The organism is Bacillus sp. DC4300-2b2 (assembly GCF_049895685.1).
GTDB classification, from domain to species: domain Bacteria; phylum Bacillota; class Bacilli; order Bacillales; family Bacillaceae; genus Bacillus; species Bacillus safensis.
The window spans coordinates 60,301-83,511 of sequence record NZ_JAFCSW010000005.1; the positions used below are offsets into that span (position 1 = coordinate 60,301).

A 23,211-nucleotide genomic window follows, 5' to 3' on the forward strand; every position below is an offset into this window, starting at 1 on the left:
CTCATATTCAATAACTCCCTGTAAAAATCTTGATTTTTGACATTCATTTCAAAATTCATTCAACTGAAATTTGAGTAAGACATGATTTTGTTTGAGAATCGAGAGCTCATGATGGATGTCTCATTATAGAGGTCTAAGTACAATGATAGAAGAGAATACGAAAAAAGAGCTTAGGAAAAAATAGATTGTTAGTTAAAGTAAAACCCCTCCTGTTGGAAGGGTTTTTTCATTTAGTTACTGCCTTTTCTATTGCTGTTTTCGGTCCACCAATTTCGTCTGCTGTGGGTCCATATATAGTTGGAATCGTTTGAATGCATTTTGGTCGATCATAGCTGTCATTCCCTTTTTATTTAAGAGATAAAGACACTACACACTCCACATGCGCCGTATGCGGGAACATATCAACTGGCTGCATGTATTCGATTTTGTAGTCTTTTGACATGTATTCAAGGTCTTTTGCTAGTGTGGATGGGTTGCAAGAGACGTAGACAAAGCGTTTTGGTTTGACTTGTTTGACGGTGTCTAAGAAGGTGCGCTCGCAGCCTGTTCTTGGCGGGTCGACGACGATGACGTCAGGACGGAAGCCTTCTTTGACCCATTTTGGCAGCCAATGTTCAGCTGTTCCTGTCACATAGGTCGCGTTTTTCATGCCGTGTTTTTTGGCATTTTTCTTGGCATCATCAATTGATTCTTTGATGACATCCATTCCTCTTACTTCTTTTGCGCCATCTGAGAGCCACATCCCAATGGTTCCAACGCCGCAATACGCATCGACGACCTTTTCTTTACCAGTCAGTTTGGCCGCTTTTTTCGCTTCATCGTAAAGCTTTAGCGTCTGCTTCGGATTCAATTGGAAGAAAGCACGTGCACTTAGTTCAAAAGAGACGTCTCCTAAAAATTCTTGGATGACCATATTGCCAGCTAGGTGAGATGTTTTATGGCCGAAGATGACTGATGTTTTTTCGCCATTGATATTATGCATAATGGACGTCACTTCAGGCAGACGTTTTTGAATGGCTTCGGCAATTTCTTTTTTCTTTGGAAATTCAGGTTTTGATGTGACAAGAACGACCTGTACTTCCCCTGTTTCAAAGCCGACACGCACGACAATCGAACGTACGTCGCCTTTTCTTGTTCGTTCATTGTAGACCGATACACCGAATTTCTCTAAAATTTTGCGGACAACGCCCGTTGTTTTGTTCGTTTTTGGATGCTGCACGATACATTCCTTGATCGGTACAAGCTTATGAGAATTCAGTCCATAAAGTCCTGCAATGATGTCTCCGCTGTGAGAACGTCCTACTTGGAACTGACTTTTGTTTCGGTAATGCCACGGGTCTTCCATACCGATCGTTGGCCGAATATCAAGCTTTTCAACCGATAGCTTTGTATGGCGCTCCATTGATTGAATGACAATATCACGCTTTTCATTTAGCTGCTGCTCGTACGCCAAATGCTGAAGCTGACAGCCGCCGCACTGCTCGTATACTGGGCATGGCGGTTTGACTCGATGCTCGGAGCGCTTTCGCACTTTCCTCACTGTACCTTCTGCATATTTTGCTTGGACATTCGTTGCTTCAACCACCACTTCCTCACCCGGAAGCGCGCCTGGGACAAAGACCACTTGCTTTTTAAAATAACCGACCCCTTCACCATTAATGCCAAGGCGTTTAATGGTAAGCGGGAACTGCTGTCCCTTTTGCAAAAGGGCACCTTGCTGTTTTTCTTTCACTTTATTCTCTCCGTTCTATTTAAACCATTGATAGGTTGTCTTCATTTTATTCCATCTCCTTAGTATATCACGTCTTGGACAAAGAGAGAAAATGCCTTTCATTTATTTATCTGTCTCAATGCTTCTCCATAAATATAGAGAAGCGTAGCTTAAATATGGAGTCCATTCCTTGCTTAGCGCTGCCATCTCTTCTTTTGTCGGTTTTTCGGACAGGTCGAAGTGCCGTTTGATTGCATTTTGAATGCCTATATCTGCCATTGGAAAGAGATTTGGTCTTCCAAGCCCATTCATGAGCACATTTTGAACCGTCCAAGGTCCAATCCCTCTAATCGGAAGCAATCGCTCTTCTACCTCCAGATCAGATAAATCGTGTAATTCCTCTAAACAAAGTGAGCCGCTGACAATTCGTTTCGATACATCGATAACATATTCTGCTTTTCGCTGACTAAATTGCAGCTTTCTCAAATCATCTGTTTCAAGAGAGGCTATGGTTTCTGGTAAAGGATCAAACCATACACCTTCTATTTGCTCGCCGTACGTATGGACAAATCGTTTCGTGAGCTCGTAAGCAAACGAAAGATTCAGCTGTTGATGAATGATGCATTTCATTAAACAATGATATAAATGAAAATCCAGCATGAGCGGCGTTCCGATATGCTGCTCAAAAATGGGTGCTAGATTGGTTTGAGAAAAATGGTCTTGAATCATGTGTAATTGATGCTCCATGCCAAATATCCGTTTCACCTCAGAAAGAAGGGGTTCCTCCGGGCCGTTTGATCGCACCCGGAACATAGGCGCATCTTTTGTTCCAGTAGCTTGAACGATGACCACGTACGGTTTTTGCTCCAATCTGATCGGCACTTTGATTTCTCTTTGACTCAAATCAACTGCTTTTAATGGATCACTTGATAAGCGTCTAAGCACTTGATCGAAATGATACGGCGGCTCTACCACCAGCTGTTTTTCCCACATACATGTCCTCTTCCTTTCTGCAAACATACGCAGATGTGATTGTTTCATTTTGTATGAATGATTCTCTTTATTGAATACTTTTTAACATAAAGAGTACAAGAATTTATCAGTTATATCTTCCTTATTTGTGGTCATTCTCCTTTTGGATAGACGAAAGTTTTTAGTCGAATTCAGCTAACATTCGTCAGCAAACTTCAACATTTTAGGATCATTTTCCTTAAATTAGAAATAGAACCTCTGGGTGATATCTTCCTCTCTGAATATATTTGTATAATTATGACATATCAAGGAGGTGAACAAAGGAATTAGCGGATTAGGCAATCATTTGTTTTATCTTGCAGGAACATATTTACCTCATTGATAACCGGCTTCACCTAGTTTCACATTTTACAAAAAAGAAGACCCAAAATTAAAAAACAAAGGAGATCCGACCAATGAAAAAAACCATTCTTTCTGTTGCACTTGCCACTGCTGTTTCTTCGACACTGCCATTATTCGCTGACGCTGCTGAGCCAAAAACTTCAGCACCTGTTTCTACTACACTTCAGCAAACTGTCTTAAACAAAGCTGCTGCTGAAGGTAAAGCTGGCACTACGGCTAGCCCTAATGTTAACGTAAACTTTGATGTTCTTGGGATTGCCAATGCCATTGTAAACGCAGTAAACGCAAATGCAAACCGTTCTGGATTCGTGAAAAGCGTCATGGAAAGCACATTCTACGCTGCTGGCGGCAGATATAATGTCATGGTCTTTAACCTAAGCCAGAACTACGAAGACCGTTTTAACGGCGTCAAAACTTTCGCTACTGCTAATCTTGGTAATGTTGTTTACGGAATTTGGGTATTCGAAAGTGGTACATTTAAAAACAACGGCGATGGCGGCTGGGATAACTGGGCGTTTAGAGGCTGGTTTGACCGTCAAGATAAATTCGTTACATTCCATCGTCCTTAATTCTCGGTTTTATCCATCAATCATACACGCACATTTAACCGATCTCTTTCTGAGATCGGCTTTTTTTATGGAGAAAACGTATAAGTTCACCGGCGCTGCTTCATGATATAATGCAAGTCTGGAGGGGTGCACATGCTGAGAAAACTTGCAGTGACAAAAAACGGCGACTTGATTGAACATGCAACAATGCAGCAGCTTTCAAGCCCCGATATCGCCTGGTATTGGATTGATTTTCATGCACCAACGGAAAAGGAAGCAGCGCTTTTGAAGGAATATTTTCAGTTCCATCCGCTTGCGATTGAGGATTGCTTCCATTATTTGCAGCGGCCGAAGCTTGATTTTTATGAGGGGTATTTATTTTTCGTGCTGCATGCCCTTAATCAAAAAACGCTGCGTTCTGAGGAAGTTGATCTGTTTGTTGGTGAAAACTATATCGTGACCTTTCATTTAAAGGAAGCGCCATACATTGAGCGTGTCATTCGAAAGCTCAAGGGGTCTGATAAAGAAAGAAACAGCGGACCTGAGCATATTGCCTACATGCTGATTGATCAGCTTGTTGATGATTATTTCCCTATTATTTATCAAATAGAGGACAGGCTGAATGAAATTGAGGATGAAGAAGGTCATAAAACGTATGGCACGTTGATGAACGAAGTATTCGGAATCCGATCCGATTTGCTCAAACTGCGAAGAACGATTATCCCGATGAGGGACCTTTTATATCGTATTGTGAACACAAATACGATGAAAAGCGATACAAACCGCCAAGCGTATTTTAATGATATTTATGATCATCTATTAAAACTAACCGAAATTGTTGAGTCAAACCGTGATATGACAGCTGATTTACGAGACAGCTATCAGACGCTAAATTCCAATCGGATGAATGCGATCATGATGACATTGACCATTGTGTCGACCATTTTTATTCCACTAACCTTTATTGTTGGTGTGTACGGAATGAACTTTGACAACATGCCTGAATTACACTGGAAATACGGCTATTTTGGCGTGCTGATTTTCATGGGTCTCCTCGTCTCGGGTATGCTTTTGTGGTTTAAACATAAAGGGTGGTTTAGGATTTTTAAATAATGTTTTGAGAGAAGTGCTTGGGAGGAAGATAATTTGGAAAACTGGATTCCACTGAAAGACAAAGAATTAAAATTCGCCTGGAAGACATTTGCTCGAGAGTTCAAATTTAAACCAAGCATCTCTCGCTTTCCCGCTTTTCAAGCACCCTCTCCTTACATCACATATGACATCTCTGCGTATTTTGAGGACTCTTTTCTTCTACATGCAGATGAAGATCTTGAAAAAAAGGCACTGCTCTCTTTTCAGGAGAATATCACCGGAACAGACGAATATATGCTGGCACTTGATTGGCAGCACGAATGCTACTGGATCACACCATATGGCTCGTTTGAAAAAGATGAATTTGGAGAATGGAAAGTTCCTGTTCTTCCTAATGGGGATTACTATTTCTTTTTATCAAAAGAAATGAATTGGGGCCTGCTAGGACATCCTTGGGAGCAAAGCATCACAATTTTCGGTGAGGGTTTGATTGACTCTTTTTCACGTCATCACCCTCTTTTGTTTCAGCGTAAAATCAGAGGGGGATAATCAAAAAGCCTGCAGGTCTTCTGCAGGCTTTTTTCTATAGCTGAGGCAGCTGCCATACTTTTTCAAGCATGAGATCGTCTAGGCTTTTAAAGGAATATCCTTGTTTTTTCAGAGCGGTGATGGCATCATCCAGCGCTTCGGCATTGTCTCTTGAGACGGTATGAAGTAAGTAAATGGCACCTGGGTGCGCCTGCTTCATCATTTGATCATAAGCATACTGTTTTCCTTTTTGATGATGGATATGCCAGTCTACAAACGCCACTGACCAGAAAACAGTTTGGTAGCCGAGCTGTTTTGTTTCTTTTAGTACCCTTTCACTGAACACACCGCGCGGCGGACGAAGATAGAGGTTATCTTGTTTTCCTGTGATTTTGTACACAGCTTCATTGACACGGTCCAGTTCTTCTTTGATTTCTTTCGTGCTCTTTGTTGTTAAATCTGGATGATGATAGGAATGGTTGCCAATGATATGACCTTCTTCTGCCATACGTTTGACAAGCTCCGGCTGGTCCTTTACAAAGTGACCTGTCACAAAAAAGGTGCCTGGTACTTGATGTTTTTTCAGCACGTCTAAGATCTTGGGTGTGTACCCATTTTCATAGCCGTTGTCGAAGGTGAAATAAATCTCTTTCTTTTTCGTGTTACCTAAATAGAAGGCATCATACTTTTTTAAGAGTGCCGTCAATTCTTTGCCCGCATCCGGCGGCCTGTGCTCTTTACTTTTCGCAAATCCCCAGTGGATGGGCTTATTAGACACGGCTCCTGCTTCTGAAAGAGGCATGGAAACAAAAAGCGCACATAAACAGATCAGCATGAATTTTTTCATTACGTCACTTCCCGGTTTTTCTTCTATTGTGCAGAATAAGACCGAGACTCATACACCGATTCACCTGCCAATTTAAAGAAAAAAGCCCGCACTGCGCGAGCTATTCTTCCTTCCAATCGTTTTTAAACCGTTCATATTTTGCTTCCAGATCGTCAATCATTTGGATCAGTCTGTCTATATCTTCAACGTCTGTTGATTCAGGATCTAATGAATCAATCACATTCATAAACATATCTAATCGGTTCTTTAAATAATCAACCTGCTGCTCTTTGCTGTCTGCTGCCTTGCCCATCGATACACTCCCTTTAGCATTTGTTTATAGCTTATCTTTTTTTCCTTTGTAAATCAATTGTGTCCCTCTTGCGTATAACCGTGATGAGGCTTAAAATTAACTGTTGGCGGGTCTACGTTTGCCCGAATGAAAAGGAGATAGATACCATGAACCAAAAAACAGCACTTCGTCCGATCACACCTGCATACGACCCTTGGGAAGCCTATCTCGATGTGCAGGATTACGGAGAAATGAAGCTGACTAATATTGAATTTACGACAACAACGCTCTGTAACATGAGATGTGAGCATTGTGCGGTCGGCTATACCTTACAGCCTAAAGACCCGAATGCGCTACCGATAGATTTGTTACTTCGCCGTTTAGATGAAGTTCCGCTCCTGCGCTCACTCAGTATTACAGGCGGAGAGCCTATGCTTTCTCTTAAATCTGTACGGGAATATGTCGTTCCTTTATTAAAGTATGCCCATGAACGTGGCGTGCGTACACAAATCAATTCAAATTTAACCCTTGATTTGGCGCGCTATGAAGAAATTATTCCATACTTAGACGTCCTTCACATTTCACATAACTGGGGCACTGTCGAAGAGTTTGCAACAGTCGGTTTTGCCATGATGGATCGTAAACCAACCTTTGAGCAGCGCGAGAAATTATTTAACCGCATGATTGAAAATAGTCAGGCACTTGTCAAAGCAGGCGTAACCGTATCCGCTGAGACCATGCTGAATAAGCGCACGCTTCCATATATTGAGCACATCCACCGGCAGATCGTCGAGGAAATGAAATGCCAGCGCCACGAAGTTCACCCGATGTACCCAAGTGATTTCGCCAGCGCCCTTGAATCATTGACGCTTCCGCAAATGCGGGATGCGATTCATCAGCTGCTTGATATTCGCGATCAAAACACATGGATGCTGTTTGGCACCCTGCCATTTTATTCATGCAGCACAGATGCAGAAGACCAGCGTCTCCTCAATCGATTGCGCCAGGAGAAAAATGTCACAGTACGAAATGACCCTGACGGACGTTCACGGTTGAATGTGAATATTTTTGATGGGAATATTATTGTGACAGACTTTGGCGATACACCGCCGCTTGGAAACATTGAAACTGATACATTGCAATCAGCCTATACACGCTGGATGGACACGAAATTAGCAAAAGAACTGAATTGTCATTGCCCAAGCGTGCAGTGCCTCGGTCCGAATGTTCTAGTGAAAAACAGCTATTATCAAGATGTTGATTTTACTTCTCGAACAGCCAGGGGGTAACCGATAGATGGACGATACATTTCTGACAGTAGTCAAAAACAAATACATTGAAATTCTCCTTGTTGGGCTCGTTCTTTGGCTTGCTGTCTTTATGATCAACAAAGCCCTGCAAATTTTCTTTAAACGAACTGAGTTTATAGAGGACAAAAAGAAGAAAACAATTGAGAGCTTGGTCAAATCGGTCACGAAATACACCGCTTCGATTTGCTTTGTGCTCTATGTCATTTCTCTTTTCTTTCATGACTTTGGGAAAATTCTTGCGGGTGCTGGTGTCGCTGGGATCGTCATCGGTTTTGGCGCGCAGACGCTCATTCGTGATATTTTAGCAGGCATTTTTCTCATCTATGAACGCCAGATTCATAAAGGGGATTATGTGACGGTAAATAACCTCTTTAATGGAACCATTGAAGAGATTGGTCTCCGCTCTCTGCAAATTAGAGAATGGAGCGGCAAGCTGTTAACCATTTCTAACGGGGATATCAGGCAAATCCAAAACTATAACATGCAATATATGCGAATTACGGAATCTGTGTTAATTAGCGCGAATCAAAACCCAGATATCGCCTTCCAAGCACTTGAATCAGCATGTGACAATTTAAATCAAATGCATCATGATTTTCTTAAAAAAGATGAATTCCAAAATGCCATTGAACCCTTTCAGGTTCATGGAATTATGGGCTTGAATAAGCTGAATCGCGGGATTGAAATCACAGTTAAGGGAATGGTCGAAGACGAAAAATACTTCGAAGCCGCTCTCGCTGTGCGAAAAGAAATGATCAAGCAACTTCATCAGCATGATGTCAAATTGCTTGAGGATCTCGCTTATCCCCAGCCTGCAAAATAACCTCATTCTATATGGGGTTATTTTTTTATTTGTATTTTGTTAACCAGTTAATTATAATGTTATTTAGTTAACCAGTTAATAATAGAGAGGATGTATGGAATGACAAAAACAGAAGCAATTTCTTTCATCAAGGAGATGTATCAAAAGGTATTAACCAAGTTCGATGTAAAAAAGGTGGAGACATATTTTTCACCTGACTATCAGCAAGTGACCGATGGGAAGGTTTCCACGCTTGATGAATTTAAAAAGCATCTATCCACATTAAAAGAAATGACAACACAGCTTGCGATCCCCGCCTTTCATGATGTGTTATTTGATGAAGAAACGCAGCAAGCGTGTTTTCGTTACACGGTACATGTTGACCTCGCAAGCGGAGACGGGGGTTTAATAGATGTCACAGCTCTTTTCACCTTATTAGATGGCAGGATCATTCGGTGCGACGAGCTGACTCGGGCTCACGAAAAACATGAAATGCTTGAACAGCTGGGGCACATCAGCTAACAATTCTCTTCATTTCAGCCCTCTTACTTCTATCCTCTTGACTGATTCATGTATAATAGATAGCAGAATGATTTCATGCAGCATGGGGGCCCTCATACTGTGTATTTTCTAAGTGAAAGAGAGTGAATAAGATGGGTCGTAAGTGGAACAACATTAAAGAAAAGAAAGCATCAAAGGATGCCAGTACAAGTCGTATTTACGCAAAATTCGGGCGTGAAATCTATGTGGCTGCCAAACAAGGTGAGCCAAACCCAGAATCAAACCAAGCACTTCGTTTTGTCCTAGAACGTGCAAAAACATATAGTGTCCCAAAACATATTGTGGACCGTGCCATTGAAAAAGCCAAAGGTGGTGCGGAAGAGAACTTCGATGAGCTGCGCTACGAAGGATTTGGTCCAAACGGATCAATGGTGATCGTTGATGCCCTCACCAATAACGTCAACCGCACAGCGTCAGATGTTCGAGCAGCATTTGGGAAAAACGGCGGAAACATGGGTGTAAGCGGCTCTGTTGCTTACATGTTTGACCAAACAGCTGTCATCGGTGTCGAAGGGAAAAGCGAAGAAGAAACACTTGAGCTTTTAATGGAAGCAGATGTTGATGTACGTGACATCATGGAAGAAGATGAAACGGTGATTGTGTACGCTGAACCAGATCAATTCCATCAAGTCCAAGAAGCGTTCAAACAAGCCGGTGTTGAAGAATTCACTGTCGCTGAAATCACAATGCTCCCGCAAAACGAAGTGACATTAGATGATGAATCTAAGGCACAATTTGAAAAGCTGATCGATGTTTTAGAAGAGCTTGAAGACGTGCAGCAGGTTTATCATAATGTGGATTTAGGGGAATAAAAAACTTAAGCCATAGTAGTCGTTGAGTTCATTCAACTTCTACTATGGCTTTTTTATTTTCTCAAAAAATGTAATATATGTATAAGATATTAATGTCTACAATTTTCAAGGAGATGAGTTTCATTTTTAAAACATGGTGGTTTTCATATTATGGATTTATGATCATCCCTTATCTTGGCCTATGTCTTATTTTCAACGACTTACCGATATTGACTAAAGTTATCTTCTTTCTTTTTATCATTTGGTATTTATATAACGCTTTTGACTTTTACAAAAATGAACTAAAAAGAAAAAAAGAGAAACCCTATTAGCAAAAAACAGTCATCTCCTCTGTTGATAAGAGGAGATGACTGTTTTAATTCATCCCTTGAAACCCAAACGTCAGGTGATCCTGAACTGGAATCCAAGCGCCGATTCCTTGTGAGGTCACGTTTTTCACGACGAGTTTGCGTTTATTTCCCTTGAGCACAAGGTACACTTCTCCGTAAGTAACCTTTCCTTTTTCGTTAATCGCTGGTGCATAGGCATGAAGCGATGCTGCTTTTTTTGGAGAGACATGGTAAGACTGATCTCGTTTTGTTCCTGCACCAATTACGGTGTCAAACGCGAGGGGCAGCTTTGTTTTTTGAATCGCTTTTTGCATCATCAATGTTTTCACATCTTCTGGGCTTGGCACTTTTGCTGTGAGTCCGCCGCTTACTTTCACTTGCTGCTTTTGAACGTATTTGCCAATGGCTGTTTTGTTTCCGCCTCTATTATCAATGTGATTTGTGTTCACTCTTTTGTATTCCCAATTGGCGACGGTTTCGTTTGAATCATAGCTCAGCGCCCATCTCCCGAGGAAAATGGTCGCTCGGTACCCAACTGCTAATGGCGTCCCTGAAATGCTGGATTCATTCAGCATTTTAATCAGATGAGTATTCTCAATCGGGACACTTGTTGTTTTGAACAATTCAGCCGTCAGCTCGCTCGGCTGGAGCAGCGGCTGATCCTGTGACGCGTTCGGATACGTATTCTCCTTGGAGATACTGGCGACAGAGGACGGCACTTTAAATGGCTTTGCCGCCTCCGCTGGAAAGCTGTATAGAAAACTTAAGGATAAGAGAACAACAAACATGATGCGGGGCATCTTCTTCATATCATCACTCTTTCTCATTCATTTTTCCATAGTATTTTCCCGAAAGACGTCCCTTATCCACAAAAGATTATAAAAGGAAAAATCCAATCGCCATAATAAAATAGGCAGCGAGTAATGTGGCGCCTTCAAACCAGTTTGTATCACCATCATTTGATAAAATGACCGTGAGCAGCACAGAGGATGCCATCGCAATGAGCTCTGGCAAGGAGAAAATGAGCGGCATCTGCTTGTCAAAAAATAGAGAGCTGATGACAAGGATTGGCGCGACCATCATGGCAACCTGAAGCGTGGAGCCAAAGGCAATTTCTACTGCTACATCCATTTTGTTTTTATATGCCATGATGACAGCTGAGGCATGTTCTGCTGCGTTGCCGACGATGGCCACAATAATGACACCGATAAACAGCTCACTCCAGCCAAACTGTTCTCCTACCGTATCAAATGTATGAACAAGGCGCTCTGAAATGTACGCAACTGCGATTGTCGAAAGCAGCAAAATGACAGTGGCAAACTTTCCAGACCATTCAGGTGTTTCTTCTTCCGTCTCTGCTTCGCCTTCCATACTCTCCTGCTTGGCAACATACACCCCGCGGTGGCTGACCAGTTTGAAATAGAGCGCCGCGACATAAAGCAAAATCATCACAATACTGATCCCAATGCTTAAAACAAACTGTTTATTCTCTTCCATCTCCATCGAAAACACTTCTGGAATGACAAACGCTACAATAATGGCAAACATGAGCAAGCCTGAATTGTGCCTTGCATCATGGACATTGAATACTTGGCGCTTATATTTTAATCCGCCAACGAAAAAAGACAAGCCAGCCACAAGCAGTAAATTTCCGATGACCGATCCTGTTAATGATGCAAGTACGATGGCCGTCAATCCTTGCTTTAAAGCAAAAAACGAAATGATTAACTCCACCGCATTTCCAAATGTAGCGTTTAAAAGTCCGCCAATTCTGGGTCCCGCAATGATGGCAAGACTTTCTGTGGCTCTCCCCATAAAACTAGCAAGACCAATTATGGCGATACAATAAACGGCAAACATGACAACCTGCGGGAAATGAAGAAAACTGCCAATCACCGATAGCGGAACACCGATTGCGACAATCACAAGAAATAAACGATTCATACAGCCATTCTCCTTTACATATGTCTGACTGTTATTCTTTCGTGAGTGCCGGCATCATATACATTTAGATTTGCGCGTGTGAGAAGGTGATATCAATACTTCCTTTCACGGACTGCACCATAGAGCAATGCTTCAATGCAAGGGTGATCACTTTATCGATTTGTTCATCAGATGTATTGATGTCTTCAAATAAGATATGTAAATGAATGCAGGAAATTTTGTTTACAGCTCCTGCCCTTGTCGTTTCAGATGTGATCGTCAGCCCTTCATAGGATATTCGCTTTTTACCGCATACATGAATGAGCATTTCTCCAAAGCAGCCTGCAATGGCTGAGGTGAACAATTGAGCTGGACGGTACCCCATTTCTTCTGTTCCTGAAATAGTCAGCTGCCTGTCCTCAATATGTGCAATCCAACGATCCTTTTCGTATGTCAGCTTCATTCCTTTTCCACCTTTCTATTGAAACCCCTATGGTTCCATTGTACGATGAAAGCATGAACTTGTAAGGAGCTTCTTATGTCGAGAATTCACTTTATGATTTTAATTTTACTTGTATCCGTATCTGGTTTTTCACAGGGAGCATTACTTCCTGTCATTTCCATTATCTTTGAACATGCCGGTACTTCTCCTACGTTAAACGGCCTGCATGCCACAGGCTTATATCTCGGTGTGCTGCTTGCGTCTCCTTTTATGGAAGCACCGCTTCGCCGGTTTGGATTTAAGCCGTTAATCGTCATTGGAGGCGCTGCTGTCTTTTTAAGCTTGTTTAGCTTTGTGTTTTTTGAATCTTATGTCGTCTGGTTCTTCCTCCGGCTTATGATCGGGATTGGTGACCATATGCTGCATTTCTCTACACAGACGTGGGTGACCTATGCTTCATCATCAAGAAATCGCGGAAGAAACATTTCACTGTATGGATTATCGTTTGGACTCGGTTTTGCCGCCGGCCCTTTTTTAACACCGCTCATTGAGATCAATCCATCTTTGCCTTTTATTGTTTCTGGTGCCGTTAGTTTATGTATTTGGCTGCTTGTGTTTGTCTTAAAAAATACATATCCAGATACAGGTGAAGTGCAAACGTCAGAGCAGACAAACAGTTTAAAGCGCTTCAAAAAAGCCTTTCAATTTGGCTGGGTCGCCTTTATGATGCCATTTTGCTATGGCTTTTTAGAAACGACACTTAATAGTAACTTCCCTGTGTATGCACTAAGAAGCGGGGTGACAGTAGATGCGGTTGCATTTATTTTACCTGCGTTTGCCATTGGGAGCATTGTCTTTCAGCTTCCCCTCGGGATGCTCAGTGACCGGTTTGGCAGACGCCGCATCATTTTATGCGTGACACTCGCTGGATCATTCTTTTTCCTTTTAGCAGGGATCTTCATTCAATCCGTTTTGGCTGTCGCCATCTGTTTCTTTATCGCCGGAATGGCTGTAGGCTCTACCTTCTCACTTGGCATCAGTTATATGACCGACTTATTGCCGAAGCATCTGCTTCCCGCCGGGAATTTAATGTGCGGGATGGCGTTTAGTGCAGGCAGTATTCTCGGGCCGGTACTCGGAGGATTCTTTGTGCAAACGTTTGAAGGAATGAATTTACTTTATCTTGTCAGCATCGTGATATTATTTGTCTTTTGCTGCGTTCGGTTTGGGAGAACGACGGCAGTGCTGGAAAGTCCCTAAAATGGAGGGTCAATCGTTGTTTATATATAACATCACAAATGAGTTGACTTTGGCATCTCTACAAATAGATGATGCGGACACACTATTTAGCCTTATTCAAAAAAATAAGGCCCATTTAGGGGAGTGGCTGCCTTGGGTTCATCACTGCAAAAACATAGAAGCGGTCAAAACGTTTATTCAATCAACTCAAACCACCTACAATGATCAAAAAGGGTTGGAAGCTGGCATTCAGCTGAACGAGCAATTAATCGGTGTGTTCCGTCTGACGTTTGATCAACAAGTAGGCAATATCGGTTATTGGATTGATGAAGACGCGCAAGGACAGGGCATTGTGACAACCATCGTGAAATATATGACAGATACCTTTGCTCCTAAAGTCGATGGATTTGAAATTTTTTGTCCTGTTGGCCATGTCAGAAGTGAACGTGTAGCGATAAACGCAGGGTTTCATCATGATCCTCATTACGAGTCAAAACCTGATACAGCTTTTATCCTTAAGCGGTATATACGATTGTCGAAATAAAAACTCCCCTGCACCGCAGAGGAGTTTTTTTCATTTAATGATAACCATTTTGCCCGTTCGCACTGCCGCTTGTTTTGTGCTTCGGCTGATGGCCTTTGTTTTGTTTCGTGTTGCTTCCGCCTTTTTTCGATTGTTTGGACATATGTGATTCCCCCATCCATCAAGATTGAACATGTTTGTTCTTCTTTAGGATGCCCAGATTTCTTCACACCTTGCCTGGTACGATTTTACGCTTATGTAAAAGCGCATTGAGCTCGCCGCCAAGGATAATCATGATGCCGGTTAAATAGAACCAGATCATTAAAATAATGATTCCCCCAATACTTCCGTACATCGCGCTGTAATTAGCAAACTCTCCTACGTAAAATGAGAACAGCATGCTCACCAAAATCCATCCAATCGATGCAAAAATGGCGCCTGGCAGAACAAATTTCAATTTCAGTCTGATGTTTGGGGCGAAATAGTACAAGGCTGTAAACACAATCAATAAAATCAGCGGGCTAATAATCCACCTCATGGCCGTCCATATGGTGAGAAAGGCATCTGACTGCCCGACTAATTTAGCGACAAATAAACCAAGTTCTTTTCCAAAGACAGGCAGCATTAAGGCAAAAATAATCGTAAGAACCATCGCTATGGTTAAGATGATTGATGTTAAACGTACGAGAATAAAGGAACGATTTTCCTCAACTTCATAAGCATGGTTAAATGCTCTGACGACGGCATTAATCCCGTTAGAAGCAGACCAAAGGGCAGCAATAATCCCGAATGACAGCAGTCCGCCGTTACGGCTGTTTAGTGTCTCTTCGGCAATGGATTCAATCATCGAAAGCGCTCCTTCTGGCGCATAACCAGAGATGACGCTCAGGACATCCTTCGACGTCAGCGGCAAATATCCAACGAGCGTCAGCACGAAGATGAGAAACGGAAATAATGAAAGCAAAAAGAAGTAAGCAAGCTCAGCAGATTTCGCCGGTCCTTCATGCAGCAAAAAGCGTTCAATTAACGCTTTAATAAAACCCATACGCCTCATCTCCAATGATCAATCTTTCTATTTCGGTCGAAAGTGATCCTTTGTTTCTTCAATAATCTCTAATACTTTTGGGGTTGTTTCCTTTAACTGATTGACTTGTTCATTTAAAAATGACAAATCATCTGAGACTGTTCGCATCAGCTGCTTCGTTTCTTCCATTTTTTCTTTCATGCAAGCAGAAATTCTGGCTGGCTCCTGACGGTATTCCGCTAGCTTTTCCTGACAGTCATCCCATTTGTCTTTAAGCGCAATTCTCGTTGGCCGATGAAATAATGTCAGCAGTGCGCCGCAAGCTGCTCCTATCACAGCTCCTCGAAGCATGATTTGATTTTTCTCTTCCATCTCGTCTGATCTCCTTTCAGTTAAAGGTGTTTCTCTTTCTTTACATACGTCAAAAAACGCTCAATTCCTGTTTCAATTAAATCATGTACTTCCTCAAAGTTTCCAGTGTAATAAGGGTCTGGCACATCATCTCGATCATCGTCTTCAACAAAGTCAAGAAGACGGCCAATAAAGTGATGTTTCCCATAGCCGGTTATACTGCGAAGTGCCCCTACATTTTCAGCATCCATCGCAATGATATAGTCGTATGCTGTGATGTCCTCATCTATGATTTGTCTTGCGGACATCCCTTCATAGCTAATCCCTTTTTCATCAAGCAGCTTTCGTGTTCCTTCATGCGGAGGACTGCCTTGATGCCAGCCGCCAATGCCTGCTGAATCAATGACAAAGTGTTCGCTTAATCCTTCATCTTCTACTCGTTTTCTAAACATGGCCTCTGCCATCGGTGATCTGCAAATATTGCCAAGACATACGAATAATACATGAATCATCCTTCATTCTCCTCCTATCTTTTCCCTAAGACTCCCTTTTGAAAACCTTGACTTTATCATATCAAGTCCTTTTTCTTTTGGAAACTTTGCAAGAAAAGCTTTCATCACCATTGACAAATTACACAAAGACAGGAGAAACTTTAGGAGAATTACACAAACAAAGGGGGATATTAGATGGGAATAATTGAGCAGTTTGTCACAACGATGAACAATTTTTTGTGGGGGCCTCCCCTGTTGATTTTAATTGTTGGTACCGGGATTTACCTCACCTTTCGCATTCTCTTCATTCAAGTTAGATTACTTCCTTATTCTTTAAAGCTCGCCTTTTCTAAGCAAGACAAAATGTCAGAAGGAGACATTTCTCATTTCCAAGCCTTAATGACGGCTCTTGCTGCAACTGTCGGTACAGGGAATATCGTAGGTGTGGCTTCAGCTGTTATAGCTGGTGGCCCTGGTGCAGTATTCTGGATGTGGTTTGCTGCATTTTTCGGGATGGCCACTAAGTTTGCAGAAGCCGTTCTTGCTGTAAAATACAGAGTCAAAAACGAAAAAGGAGAAATGTCTGGCGGACCTATGTATTATTTAGAGCATGGATTAAAACAGAAATGGCTAGGGGTGCTATTTGCTGTTTTCGGCGCCAGTGCTGCCTTTGGGATCGGCAACCTGGTACAGTCTAATTCCATCTCAGGCGTCATGAATTCTACCTTTCAAATTCCAACATGGGTAACAGGTATCATCATTACAGCTTTTACAGCACTTGTGATTTTAGGCGGAATTAAAAGCATTGGCCGGGTTACATCTATTTTCGTACCAGTCATGGCTTTATTTTACGTCATTTGCGGTCTGATCATTCTTGTTATGAATGCTGATCTTGTTCCAGGCGCAGTCAGTCTAATTTTCTCAGATGCCTTTACTGGTCAAGCCGTAGCAGGAGGTGCAATTGGGACTGTCATTCGCTGGGGTGTCGCACGAGGAGTTTTTTCCAATGAAGCAGGTCTTGGGTCAGCACCAATTGCTGCTGCAGCTGCGAAAACGGATATGCCTGCCCGCCAGGCTCTCGTCTCTATGACTCAAGTGTTTATTGATACCATCATTGTTTGTTCTATCACTGGCATTACCATTGTCATGGCAGATATGTATTTAACAGTGAAAAGCGATGCGCTGACTTCGTTATCCTTTGCTCACTTCCTCGGTCCTGCTGGCTCAACCATTGTGGCAATCGGACTGCTTTTGTTTGCCTATTCAACCATCATTGGCTGGTCCTATTATGGAGAGAAATGCTTTACATATTTGGCGAAGGATTCGTACGTCATGTATTATCGTATCGTCTTTGTTATGGCCGTCTTTTTTGGTGCCGTGTTTAAGAATGACTTCGTATGGGGGGTAGCAGATATGCTGAATGGTCTGATGGCCATTCCAAACTTAATTGGCCTTATTGGTTTATCGGGCGTTGTCGTATTTGAATCAAAACGAATCATTGAAAAAATTAAACAGGAGAAAAAGGAGAAAAACATCTCGGTGTCGTCTTAATAGCCCTTTTATTCTTTTGCATTTCTGTTAAAATAGACATATTATTCAACACATATGCAGGAAAGGACGTGCCGCCCTTGTCAGAGCAAAAAGCGGCTGAAGTCAATCAGCTGATTGAAGACATTTCGCAAAAGTTAAATATGCTGAACATTGGAGTCATCAAAGCCGAGGACTTCAGTCCAGACAAGTACGAAGATATTGAATTTCTACACCAAATGGTGATGAAAAAATCTTCATTCAGCCCAAGTGAAATGCAAGCCATCGCAAGCGAGCTAAAAAACTTAAGAAAATAATCGTGCAAAGGAAACCAGATTGCGGTTTACGCCGCTTTCTTCCATCCATGCACAGAAAAAGCCAGCACCCCGCAAAGTGCTGGCTTTGTTTATTCTGTCAAAACTGCTTATTTTGCGAGCAGTTTTAATGATTCACGGTTAAATGCTGGAATGTCATCAGGTGTACGGCTTGTCACAAGCTGATCCTGACAAACGACAACTTCTTCATCTTTGAATTTTGCGCCTGCGTTTTCCATATCTACTTGAATGGATGTATAACCAGTCGCGCCTCTGCCCTCCAGCGTCTTCGCTGTAATGAGCAACTGCGGTCCGTGACAGATCGCAAATACTGGTTTTTTCTCGTCCATAAATGCTCTTGTGAATTGGACATAGCGATCATCTGCACGCAGAATGTCTGGTGAGAACCCGCCAGGAATCAGCAGTGCATCGAAGTCTTCAGGCTTCACGTTATCAATGGACGCATCCACTCTCACTTCTGCTTCTCCTTGCTTGCCTTTCACTGTTTTTCCTTTTTCGTTTTCAATTACTGTGATCTCATGTCCTGCATCTTTAAAGGCTTTTGCAGGCTCGGTGAATTCAACATCCTCAAAGTAATCTGTTAATACAACTGCAATTTTCTTACCCATGTAGAAACCCTCCTGCTTGATTATCTTTACACTACACACTATACCCGGGTACATTGAAATCAAACATCCTATCCCGATCAGAAAACCCCTTATGATGAAAATAAGCATTTAGACTTATTTATATTCCCTCAACAAGGTAATTCGTATGATTTATGTTATCTTTACAATAATCTGCAAAAAATAACTACAAAAGTTAACGAAACATTTCTACAATAGGTATTGTGGTCAAAAAAATTAGAAAGGCGGAGATCAGGTGAAGAAGCAAACAAATAGGTCTAAACGAAGGAAAAACCTGTCTATTCTGCTCACTTCCATTATGATGATTAGTCTCATTCTCCCAGCAGTACCTACTCATGCAGCAATAGAAAACGGCAATGCCGTAAAAGTCAGCATCTTAGCCACAACGGATGTTCATGCGAACATGATGAATTACGATTATTACAGCGACAAAGAAACAAATGAATTTGGTTTGGCAAAAACAGCCGAGCTGATTGAAAAGCACCGTTCACAAAATCCAAATACACTCCTTGTTGATAACGGAGACCTGATTCAAGGAACCCCTCTTGGAGAATACGTTTACAAAAATGAGAAAGACCGCATCATTAATCAAACAAAGGTTCACCCCATTATTCATACACTCAACAAACTAAAGTACGATGCAGGAACACTTGGCAATCATGAATTTAACTACGGATTAGCATTCCTTGATGGTACCATTGCCGGCGCTAACTTCCCGATTGTCAATGCGAACGTCAAAAAGTTAAATGGAGAACACCGTTTTACGCCTTATGTGATCCAAGATAAAACCTTTAAAGACGCAAACGGAGCTTCACAAACAGTGAAAGTCGGTTACATAGGATTCGTTCCACCGCAAATTATGACGTGGGATAAGAAGCATTTAGATGGACAAGTTCAAGTGCAGGATATCGTCGAATCTGCGAATGAAACCATTCCTGAAATGAAGGAAAAAGGCGCAGATATCATCGTCGCTCTTGCCCATACTGGAATTGAAAAAACCGCTTCACCTAAAGGATCAGAAAATATGATCTTTGACCTTGCCACGAAAACAAAAGGCATCGATGCAATCGTGTCCGGCCACCAGCACGGCACATTCCCAAGCACTGAATATAGCGGCGTCGACAAATTCGATGTCTCAAAAGGAACCATCAACGGCATTCCTGTCGTCATGTCAAAAAACTGGGGAAGCTACCTCGGAGTCATTGATTTAACATTAGAGCCTGACGGCAGCAAATGGAAAGTCACAGATGGAATAGGAAAGATTGAATCTGTTGCAGGAGTCACCTCTCAAAACAGCACTGTGAAAGATGCCATTCAAACGACGCATCAAAACACACTTGATTATGTAAGAAAACCTGTTGGTAAAACAGAAGCAGACATTAACAGCTTTTTTGCTCAAGTGATGGACGATCCTTCTATTCAAATTGTGACAGATGCACAAAAATGGTATGCACAAGAAAAAATGAAGGATACATCATACAAAAACTTACCGATTTTATCTGCAGGCGCCCCGTTTAAAGCCGGCGGCCGAAACGGTGTAAATTATTATACGAATATCGCAAAAGGTGATTTAGCGATTAAAAATATCGGCGATCTCTACCTTTACGATAACACCGTGCAAATTGTCAAACTGAAAGGCAGTGAAGTGAAAGACTGGCTCGAGATGTCGGCCGGACAGTTTAATCAAATCAAACCAAACGATTCAAATGAACAGCCTATTTTAAACGAAGAATACCGCTCGTATAACTTTGATGTGATCGATGGTGTCACCTATCAAGTCGATGTGACGCAGCCTGCTAAGTACAGCACAACAGGCACTCTGGTCAATGCGAATGCAAACCGCATCAAAAACCTGTCCTACAACGGGAAACCAGTCTCTGACAATCAAGAATTTTTAGTCGTAACGAACAACTATCGAGCTTCTGGCGGCGGGGGCTTCCCTCATCTGACGCAAGATAAAGTGGTGCTTGCCTCAGCTGATGAGAACCGCCAAGTGCTGATGGATTATATTATCGAACAAAAAACCATCAACCCAAGTGCGGATCAAAACTGGTCCATTGCACCAATCAAAGGCGCAACAGTCACATTCGAATCTTCTCTTTTAGCTAAGCCGTTCGCTGAAAAATCAAACAGCGTAGACTTTGTTCGTAACGCCAGCACAGATGGTCTTGGCGTGTACAAGCTAGCCTTTAACGAGGATGGCACCACAGAACCGCCTGCATCGGACAACTGGAATTTAACGGTGATGCATACAAACGATACACATGCCCACCTTGATGATGCGGCAAGACGTGCAACAAAAATTAAAGAAGTTCGAGCCGAAAGCAAAAACAACATTTTATTAGATGCTGGAGATGTCTTCTCTGGTGACCTATATTTCACAAAATGGCAAGGACTTGCCGACCTCAAACTGATGAACTTAATGAAATATGATGCCATGACGTTTGGTAATCATGAATTTGACAAAGGTCCTTCTGTACTTCGTCAATTCCTGACAGGTGATGCATCAGATGTAGATGCGAAAAACCGTCATCAATTTGAAAAGCCTGCATTCCCGATTGTGTCATCGAACGTTGATGTCTCTAAGGAGAAACAATTGAGCAGCTTAGTGAAAAAGCCAGTCACATTTAAAGCTGGTGAGAAAAAAGAAGCTGGGATTTACCCATACATCCTGCTTGATGTAAACGGTGAAAAGGTGGCGGTATTCGGCTTAACCACTGAAGACACGGCCATTACATCCAGCAGCGGCCCTAACATTCAATTCAAGGATGCATACAAGAAAGCGAAAGAAACAGTCAACACCATTCAAACAGAAGAAAAAATCAACAAAATCATTGCTTTAACACACATTGGCTATAACCGTGATCTTGAGCTGGCTCAAAAAGTAGACGGTATTGATTTAATCATTGGCGGTCACACACACACCCTTGTTGAAAAATTAAAGGTCGTCGATAAGAAAGAACCAACGATTGTCGCGCAGGTAAAAGACTACGGACAATTCTTAGGAAAAGTAGACGTGGCCTTTGATCAAAAAGGAGTCGTACAGCCAAAGAATTCTTCTTTTGACCTCATCACCATCGATGACTCTGTCAAAGAAGATGCCGATGCAAAAGCAATCCTCGATCAGTACAAGGCAGATATTCAAGATTTAAAAACGGAAAAAGTCGGTTCTACCGATGTCCTCTTAGATGGACAACGAGAGCATGTCCGGGCGAAGGAAACGAACCTTGGGAACTTTATCGCTGACGGTATGCTGAAGAAAGCGCAGGAATCTGCTGGTGCTGATCTTGCCATCACAAACGGCGGCGGTATTCGAGGCAGCATTGAAAAAGGAGATATCACTTTAGGTGATATTTTAACGGTCATGCCATTCGGAAACACACTTTATGTCGCGGATTTAAAAGGCAGCCAAATTAAGAAAGCGCTCGAACAAGGGCTTTCAGGCATTGAGGAAGGCGGCGGCGCATTCCCTCATGTAGCCGGCATTGAATATACGTTTACACTGAGTAAACCAGCTGGCAGCAGACTCATTGATGTCAAACTGAAAGACAAAAACGGCAAACTAACAGACATTGATGATAAGAAAACATACCGCGTGGCAACAAACGCATTTGTCGGCACAGGCGGCGATGGCTACAGCGTCTTTACAGAAGCCTCTCACGGCGAAGACTTAGGCTATGTTGACTATGAAATCTTCAAGGAGCAAATTGAACAGGCAGACGGCGGGCATATTTCTCCTGTCATCGATCATCGAGTGAAAGAAGCGTTCCTTCCACGTGCAAAAGGAAAAGGCGCCTATGACATTCAAGATGATGAGAAATTCCAAACGTATGTGCAGCATACAAACAAAGCATTGCTCTATTTAGACAAAGCGAGCGAAGCGAAAAACGTTCAATTGTCTCTATCAAAAGCACAGGTAGCCGAGCTGAAGAAAAGAGAGCAAGATCCAAACGTCTCCATCTATCATGACAAAGTGGGACTCGCATTACCGCTCTCTAACTTGTCCGAGAAAAACGCAGATATATGGATGACAAAGACGGATAAGGTGAAAAATGCATTAACGGATACGTATGATTTCCAAATCAAACAAGATCAGAAAAAGGTTTCTACCTTTAAAGATCCTGTTACACTATCCTTTACATTAGATGAGCCTCAAAAGGCGAAGAAACCTGGTGTATATTATGTAGACCGTAAGAAAAACCGTTATGCCAAAACAAGTAACGGATCGTTTGAAAATGGAGTTGTATCAGGTCAAACTGAGCACTTCAGCGAATACACCGTACTCAACCAAAGCGGGGCAGCTGGAACAACGCCAGATCAAACTGGCGGAGACGGCGGAAGTTCAGCTCCAGGCGGAGGTACAGATCCAAACCAAGATGGAACCGGACTCCCAGGCGGCACACTGCCGAATACAGCAACGATGATGTATACAGCTGTATTGATTGGCGTACTCATGCTTGCCTCAGGCGGTATCCTCTATTACTACCAGCGTAAGCGTACAAGAAAAAATGTATCATCCTAAAAGAAAAGGACAGAGCCTATGCT

The 23,211-nt window shown here is 42.3% G+C and carries 23 protein-coding genes; 12 read left to right on the top strand and 11 right to left on the bottom strand.

Features of this window, described 5'->3' with window-relative positions:
• Positions 1-346: 346 nt before the first annotated feature.
• Together rlmD and ACP69X_RS15885 are read right to left on the bottom strand one after the other, a co-directional pair.
• On the bottom strand, positions 347-1,732 hold the full coding sequence (gene rlmD / locus ACP69X_RS15880; RefSeq protein WP_197202907.1) for a 23S rRNA (uracil(1939)-C(5))-methyltransferase RlmD: 1,386 nt from the start codon (positions 1,730-1,732) through the stop codon (positions 347-349).
• A gap of 102 nt (positions 1,733-1,834) precedes the next feature.
• Positions 1,835-2,704 carry a DNA-3-methyladenine glycosylase family protein gene (locus tag ACP69X_RS15885; protein ID WP_305960717.1) on the bottom strand — a complete coding sequence of 290 codons (870 nt, stop codon included), beginning with the start codon at positions 2,702-2,704 and terminating at the stop codon, positions 1,835-1,837.
• Positions 2,705-3,138: 434 nt separating this feature from the next.
• Here ACP69X_RS15885 and ACP69X_RS15890 point away from each other — a divergent pair, with 434 nt between their 5' ends.
• From ACP69X_RS15890 to ACP69X_RS15900, 3 genes are all read left to right on the top strand, one after another.
• Entirely contained in the window at positions 3,139-3,654 is a 516-nt protein-coding gene (locus tag ACP69X_RS15890; RefSeq protein WP_039177173.1) for a hypothetical protein, read from the top strand.
• Between the two features lie 132 nt (positions 3,655-3,786).
• Positions 3,787-4,746: a magnesium/cobalt transporter CorA gene (gene corA / locus ACP69X_RS15895; RefSeq protein WP_041087269.1), complete on the top strand. Its 960-nt coding sequence runs from the start codon at positions 3,787-3,789 to the stop codon at positions 4,744-4,746.
• 33 nt (positions 4,747-4,779) lie between these two features.
• Entirely contained in the window at positions 4,780-5,274 is a 495-nt protein-coding gene (locus ACP69X_RS15900; RefSeq protein ID WP_305960716.1) for a DUF2716 domain-containing protein, read from the top strand.
• A 34-nt stretch (positions 5,275-5,308) separates the two neighbouring features.
• On the opposite strand, the gene pdaA is transcribed toward ACP69X_RS15900, so the two are convergent.
• Together pdaA and ACP69X_RS15910 are read right to left on the bottom strand one after the other, a co-directional pair.
• Entirely contained in the window at positions 5,309-6,100 is a 792-nt protein-coding gene (gene pdaA / locus ACP69X_RS15905) for a delta-lactam-biosynthetic de-N-acetylase (protein WP_073978563.1), read from the bottom strand.
• Between the two features lie 100 nt (positions 6,101-6,200).
• The gene (locus ACP69X_RS15910) at positions 6,201-6,392 is read right to left on the bottom strand and encodes an SE1561 family protein (RefSeq protein WP_012009274.1); all 192 of its coding nucleotides are present in this window, start codon (positions 6,390-6,392) and stop codon (positions 6,201-6,203) included.
• A 146-nt stretch (positions 6,393-6,538) separates the two neighbouring features.
• On the opposite strand from ACP69X_RS15910, the gene yfkAB reads away from it, so the two are divergent.
• The 4 genes from yfkAB to ACP69X_RS15930 all read left to right on the top strand — a co-directional run bounded on the left by yfkAB (position 6,539) and on the right by ACP69X_RS15930 (position 9,856).
• Entirely contained in the window at positions 6,539-7,660 is a 1,122-nt protein-coding gene (gene yfkAB / locus ACP69X_RS15915; protein WP_073978566.1) for a radical SAM/CxCxxxxC motif protein YfkAB, read from the top strand.
• Positions 7,661-7,667: 7 nt separating this feature from the next.
• Positions 7,668-8,504 (top strand): mechanosensitive ion channel family protein, encoded by an 837-nt coding sequence (locus ACP69X_RS15920; protein WP_039177163.1) that lies wholly within the window; start codon positions 7,668-7,670, stop codon positions 8,502-8,504.
• Between the two features lie 99 nt (positions 8,505-8,603).
• Positions 8,604-9,005: a nuclear transport factor 2 family protein gene (locus ACP69X_RS15925; RefSeq protein WP_426052848.1), complete on the top strand. Its 402-nt coding sequence runs from the start codon at positions 8,604-8,606 to the stop codon at positions 9,003-9,005.
• 131 nt (positions 9,006-9,136) lie between these two features.
• Positions 9,137-9,856, top strand: a complete 720-nt coding sequence (locus ACP69X_RS15930; protein ID WP_003218036.1) for a YebC/PmpR family DNA-binding transcriptional regulator — start codon at positions 9,137-9,139, stop codon at positions 9,854-9,856.
• Positions 9,857-10,211: 355 nt separating this feature from the next.
• Here the strand turns inward: ACP69X_RS15930 and ACP69X_RS15935 are convergent, their stop codons facing one another.
• The 3 genes from ACP69X_RS15935 to ACP69X_RS15945 all read right to left on the bottom strand — a co-directional run bounded on the left by ACP69X_RS15935 (position 10,212) and on the right by ACP69X_RS15945 (position 12,571).
• A complete protein-coding gene (locus tag ACP69X_RS15935) occupies positions 10,212-10,994 on the bottom strand; it encodes a YfkD famly protein (protein WP_073978571.1) in 783 nt (260 codons plus the stop codon).
• Positions 10,995-11,061: 67 nt separating this feature from the next.
• Complete coding sequence (gene cax / locus ACP69X_RS15940) at positions 11,062-12,129, bottom strand: calcium/proton exchanger (RefSeq protein WP_041087257.1); 1,068 nt, start codon at positions 12,127-12,129, stop codon at positions 11,062-11,064.
• Between the two features lie 64 nt (positions 12,130-12,193).
• Positions 12,194-12,571, bottom strand: a complete 378-nt coding sequence (locus ACP69X_RS15945; protein WP_426052849.1) for an OsmC family protein — start codon at positions 12,569-12,571, stop codon at positions 12,194-12,196.
• 75 nt (positions 12,572-12,646) lie between these two features.
• Here ACP69X_RS15945 and ACP69X_RS15950 point away from each other — a divergent pair, with 75 nt between their 5' ends.
• Both ACP69X_RS15950 and ACP69X_RS15955 read left to right on the top strand, forming a co-directional pair.
• Entirely contained in the window at positions 12,647-13,810 is a 1,164-nt protein-coding gene (locus ACP69X_RS15950; RefSeq protein ID WP_073978574.1) for an MFS transporter, read from the top strand.
• A gap of 16 nt (positions 13,811-13,826) precedes the next feature.
• Complete coding sequence (locus ACP69X_RS15955) at positions 13,827-14,333, top strand: GNAT family N-acetyltransferase (RefSeq protein ID WP_426052850.1); 507 nt, start codon at positions 13,827-13,829, stop codon at positions 14,331-14,333.
• A gap of 205 nt (positions 14,334-14,538) precedes the next feature.
• On the opposite strand, the gene ACP69X_RS15960 is transcribed toward ACP69X_RS15955, so the two are convergent.
• Genes ACP69X_RS15960 through ACP69X_RS15970 form a run of 3 tightly spaced genes read right to left on the bottom strand, consistent with a single transcriptional unit; the run spans position 14,539 to position 16,199 of the window.
• Positions 14,539-15,357 carry a YihY/virulence factor BrkB family protein gene (locus ACP69X_RS15960; protein ID WP_039177150.1) on the bottom strand — a complete coding sequence of 273 codons (819 nt, stop codon included), beginning with the start codon at positions 15,355-15,357 and terminating at the stop codon, positions 14,539-14,541.
• A 27-nt stretch (positions 15,358-15,384) separates the two neighbouring features.
• Entirely contained in the window at positions 15,385-15,708 is a 324-nt protein-coding gene (locus ACP69X_RS15965; RefSeq protein ID WP_073978579.1) for a YtxH domain-containing protein, read from the bottom strand.
• A gap of 20 nt (positions 15,709-15,728) precedes the next feature.
• Positions 15,729-16,199 (bottom strand): low molecular weight protein-tyrosine-phosphatase, encoded by a 471-nt coding sequence (locus ACP69X_RS15970; protein ID WP_426052851.1) that lies wholly within the window; start codon positions 16,197-16,199, stop codon positions 15,729-15,731.
• 174 nt (positions 16,200-16,373) lie between these two features.
• Between ACP69X_RS15970 and ACP69X_RS15975 the strand changes: the two genes are divergently transcribed.
• Together ACP69X_RS15975 and ACP69X_RS15980 are read left to right on the top strand one after the other, a co-directional pair.
• Positions 16,374-17,729, top strand: coding sequence for an alanine/glycine:cation symporter family protein (locus ACP69X_RS15975; RefSeq protein ID WP_073978585.1), 1,356 nt, complete (start codon positions 16,374-16,376; stop codon positions 17,727-17,729).
• 77 nt (positions 17,730-17,806) lie between these two features.
• Entirely contained in the window at positions 17,807-18,022 is a 216-nt protein-coding gene (locus ACP69X_RS15980) for a DUF1128 domain-containing protein (RefSeq protein WP_003214000.1), read from the top strand.
• Positions 18,023-18,129: 107 nt separating this feature from the next.
• On the opposite strand, the gene ACP69X_RS15985 is transcribed toward ACP69X_RS15980, so the two are convergent.
• A complete protein-coding gene (locus ACP69X_RS15985) occupies positions 18,130-18,648 on the bottom strand; it encodes a type 1 glutamine amidotransferase domain-containing protein (protein ID WP_024425275.1) in 519 nt (172 codons plus the stop codon).
• 253 nt (positions 18,649-18,901) lie between these two features.
• Here ACP69X_RS15985 and ACP69X_RS15990 point away from each other — a divergent pair, with 253 nt between their 5' ends.
• Complete coding sequence (locus tag ACP69X_RS15990) at positions 18,902-23,188, top strand: multifunctional 2',3'-cyclic-nucleotide 2'-phosphodiesterase/3'-nucleotidase/5'-nucleotidase (protein ID WP_426052852.1); 4,287 nt, start codon at positions 18,902-18,904, stop codon at positions 23,186-23,188.
• Positions 23,189-23,211 lie beyond the last annotated feature (23 nt).

What these genes read in the sequence shown, in the direction of transcription:
- ACP69X_RS15885 (WP_305960717.1), bottom strand. Translation starts at nt 2,704, where the DNA reads ATGTGGGAAAAACAGCTGGTGGTAGAGCCGCCGTATCATTTCGATCAA.
- ACP69X_RS15890 (WP_039177173.1), top strand. Translation starts at nt 3,139, where the DNA reads ATGAAAAAAACCATTCTTTCTGTTGCACTTGCCACTGCTGTTTCTTCG.
- corA (WP_041087269.1), top strand. Translation starts at nt 3,787, where the DNA reads ATGCTGAGAAAACTTGCAGTGACAAAAAACGGCGACTTGATTGAACAT.
- pdaA (WP_073978563.1), bottom strand. Translation starts at nt 6,100, where the DNA reads ATGAAAAAATTCATGCTGATCTGTTTATGTGCGCTTTTTGTTTCCATG.
- ACP69X_RS15910 (WP_012009274.1), bottom strand. Translation starts at nt 6,392, where the DNA reads ATGGGCAAGGCAGCAGACAGCAAAGAGCAGCAGGTTGATTATTTAAAG.
- yfkAB (WP_073978566.1), top strand. Translation starts at nt 6,539, where the DNA reads ATGAACCAAAAAACAGCACTTCGTCCGATCACACCTGCATACGACCCT.
- ACP69X_RS15920 (WP_039177163.1), top strand. Translation starts at nt 7,668, where the DNA reads ATGGACGATACATTTCTGACAGTAGTCAAAAACAAATACATTGAAATT.
- ACP69X_RS15925 (WP_426052848.1), top strand. Translation starts at nt 8,604, where the DNA reads ATGACAAAAACAGAAGCAATTTCTTTCATCAAGGAGATGTATCAAAAG.
- ACP69X_RS15930 (WP_003218036.1), top strand. Translation starts at nt 9,137, where the DNA reads ATGGGTCGTAAGTGGAACAACATTAAAGAAAAGAAAGCATCAAAGGAT.
- ACP69X_RS15935 (WP_073978571.1), bottom strand. Translation starts at nt 10,994, where the DNA reads ATGAAGAAGATGCCCCGCATCATGTTTGTTGTTCTCTTATCCTTAAGT.
- cax (WP_041087257.1), bottom strand. Translation starts at nt 12,129, where the DNA reads ATGAATCGTTTATTTCTTGTGATTGTCGCAATCGGTGTTCCGCTATCG.
- ACP69X_RS15945 (WP_426052849.1), bottom strand. Translation starts at nt 12,571, where the DNA reads ATGAAGCTGACATACGAAAAGGATCGTTGGATTGCACATATTGAGGAC.
- ACP69X_RS15950 (WP_073978574.1), top strand. Translation starts at nt 12,647, where the DNA reads ATGTCGAGAATTCACTTTATGATTTTAATTTTACTTGTATCCGTATCT.
- ACP69X_RS15960 (WP_039177150.1), bottom strand. Translation starts at nt 15,357, where the DNA reads ATGGGTTTTATTAAAGCGTTAATTGAACGCTTTTTGCTGCATGAAGGA.
- ACP69X_RS15965 (WP_073978579.1), bottom strand. Translation starts at nt 15,708, where the DNA reads ATGGAAGAGAAAAATCAAATCATGCTTCGAGGAGCTGTGATAGGAGCA.
- ACP69X_RS15970 (WP_426052851.1), bottom strand. Translation starts at nt 16,199, where the DNA reads ATGATTCATGTATTATTCGTATGTCTTGGCAATATTTGCAGATCACCG.
- ACP69X_RS15975 (WP_073978585.1), top strand. Translation starts at nt 16,374, where the DNA reads ATGGGAATAATTGAGCAGTTTGTCACAACGATGAACAATTTTTTGTGG.
- ACP69X_RS15985 (WP_024425275.1), bottom strand. Translation starts at nt 18,648, where the DNA reads ATGGGTAAGAAAATTGCAGTTGTATTAACAGATTACTTTGAGGATGTT.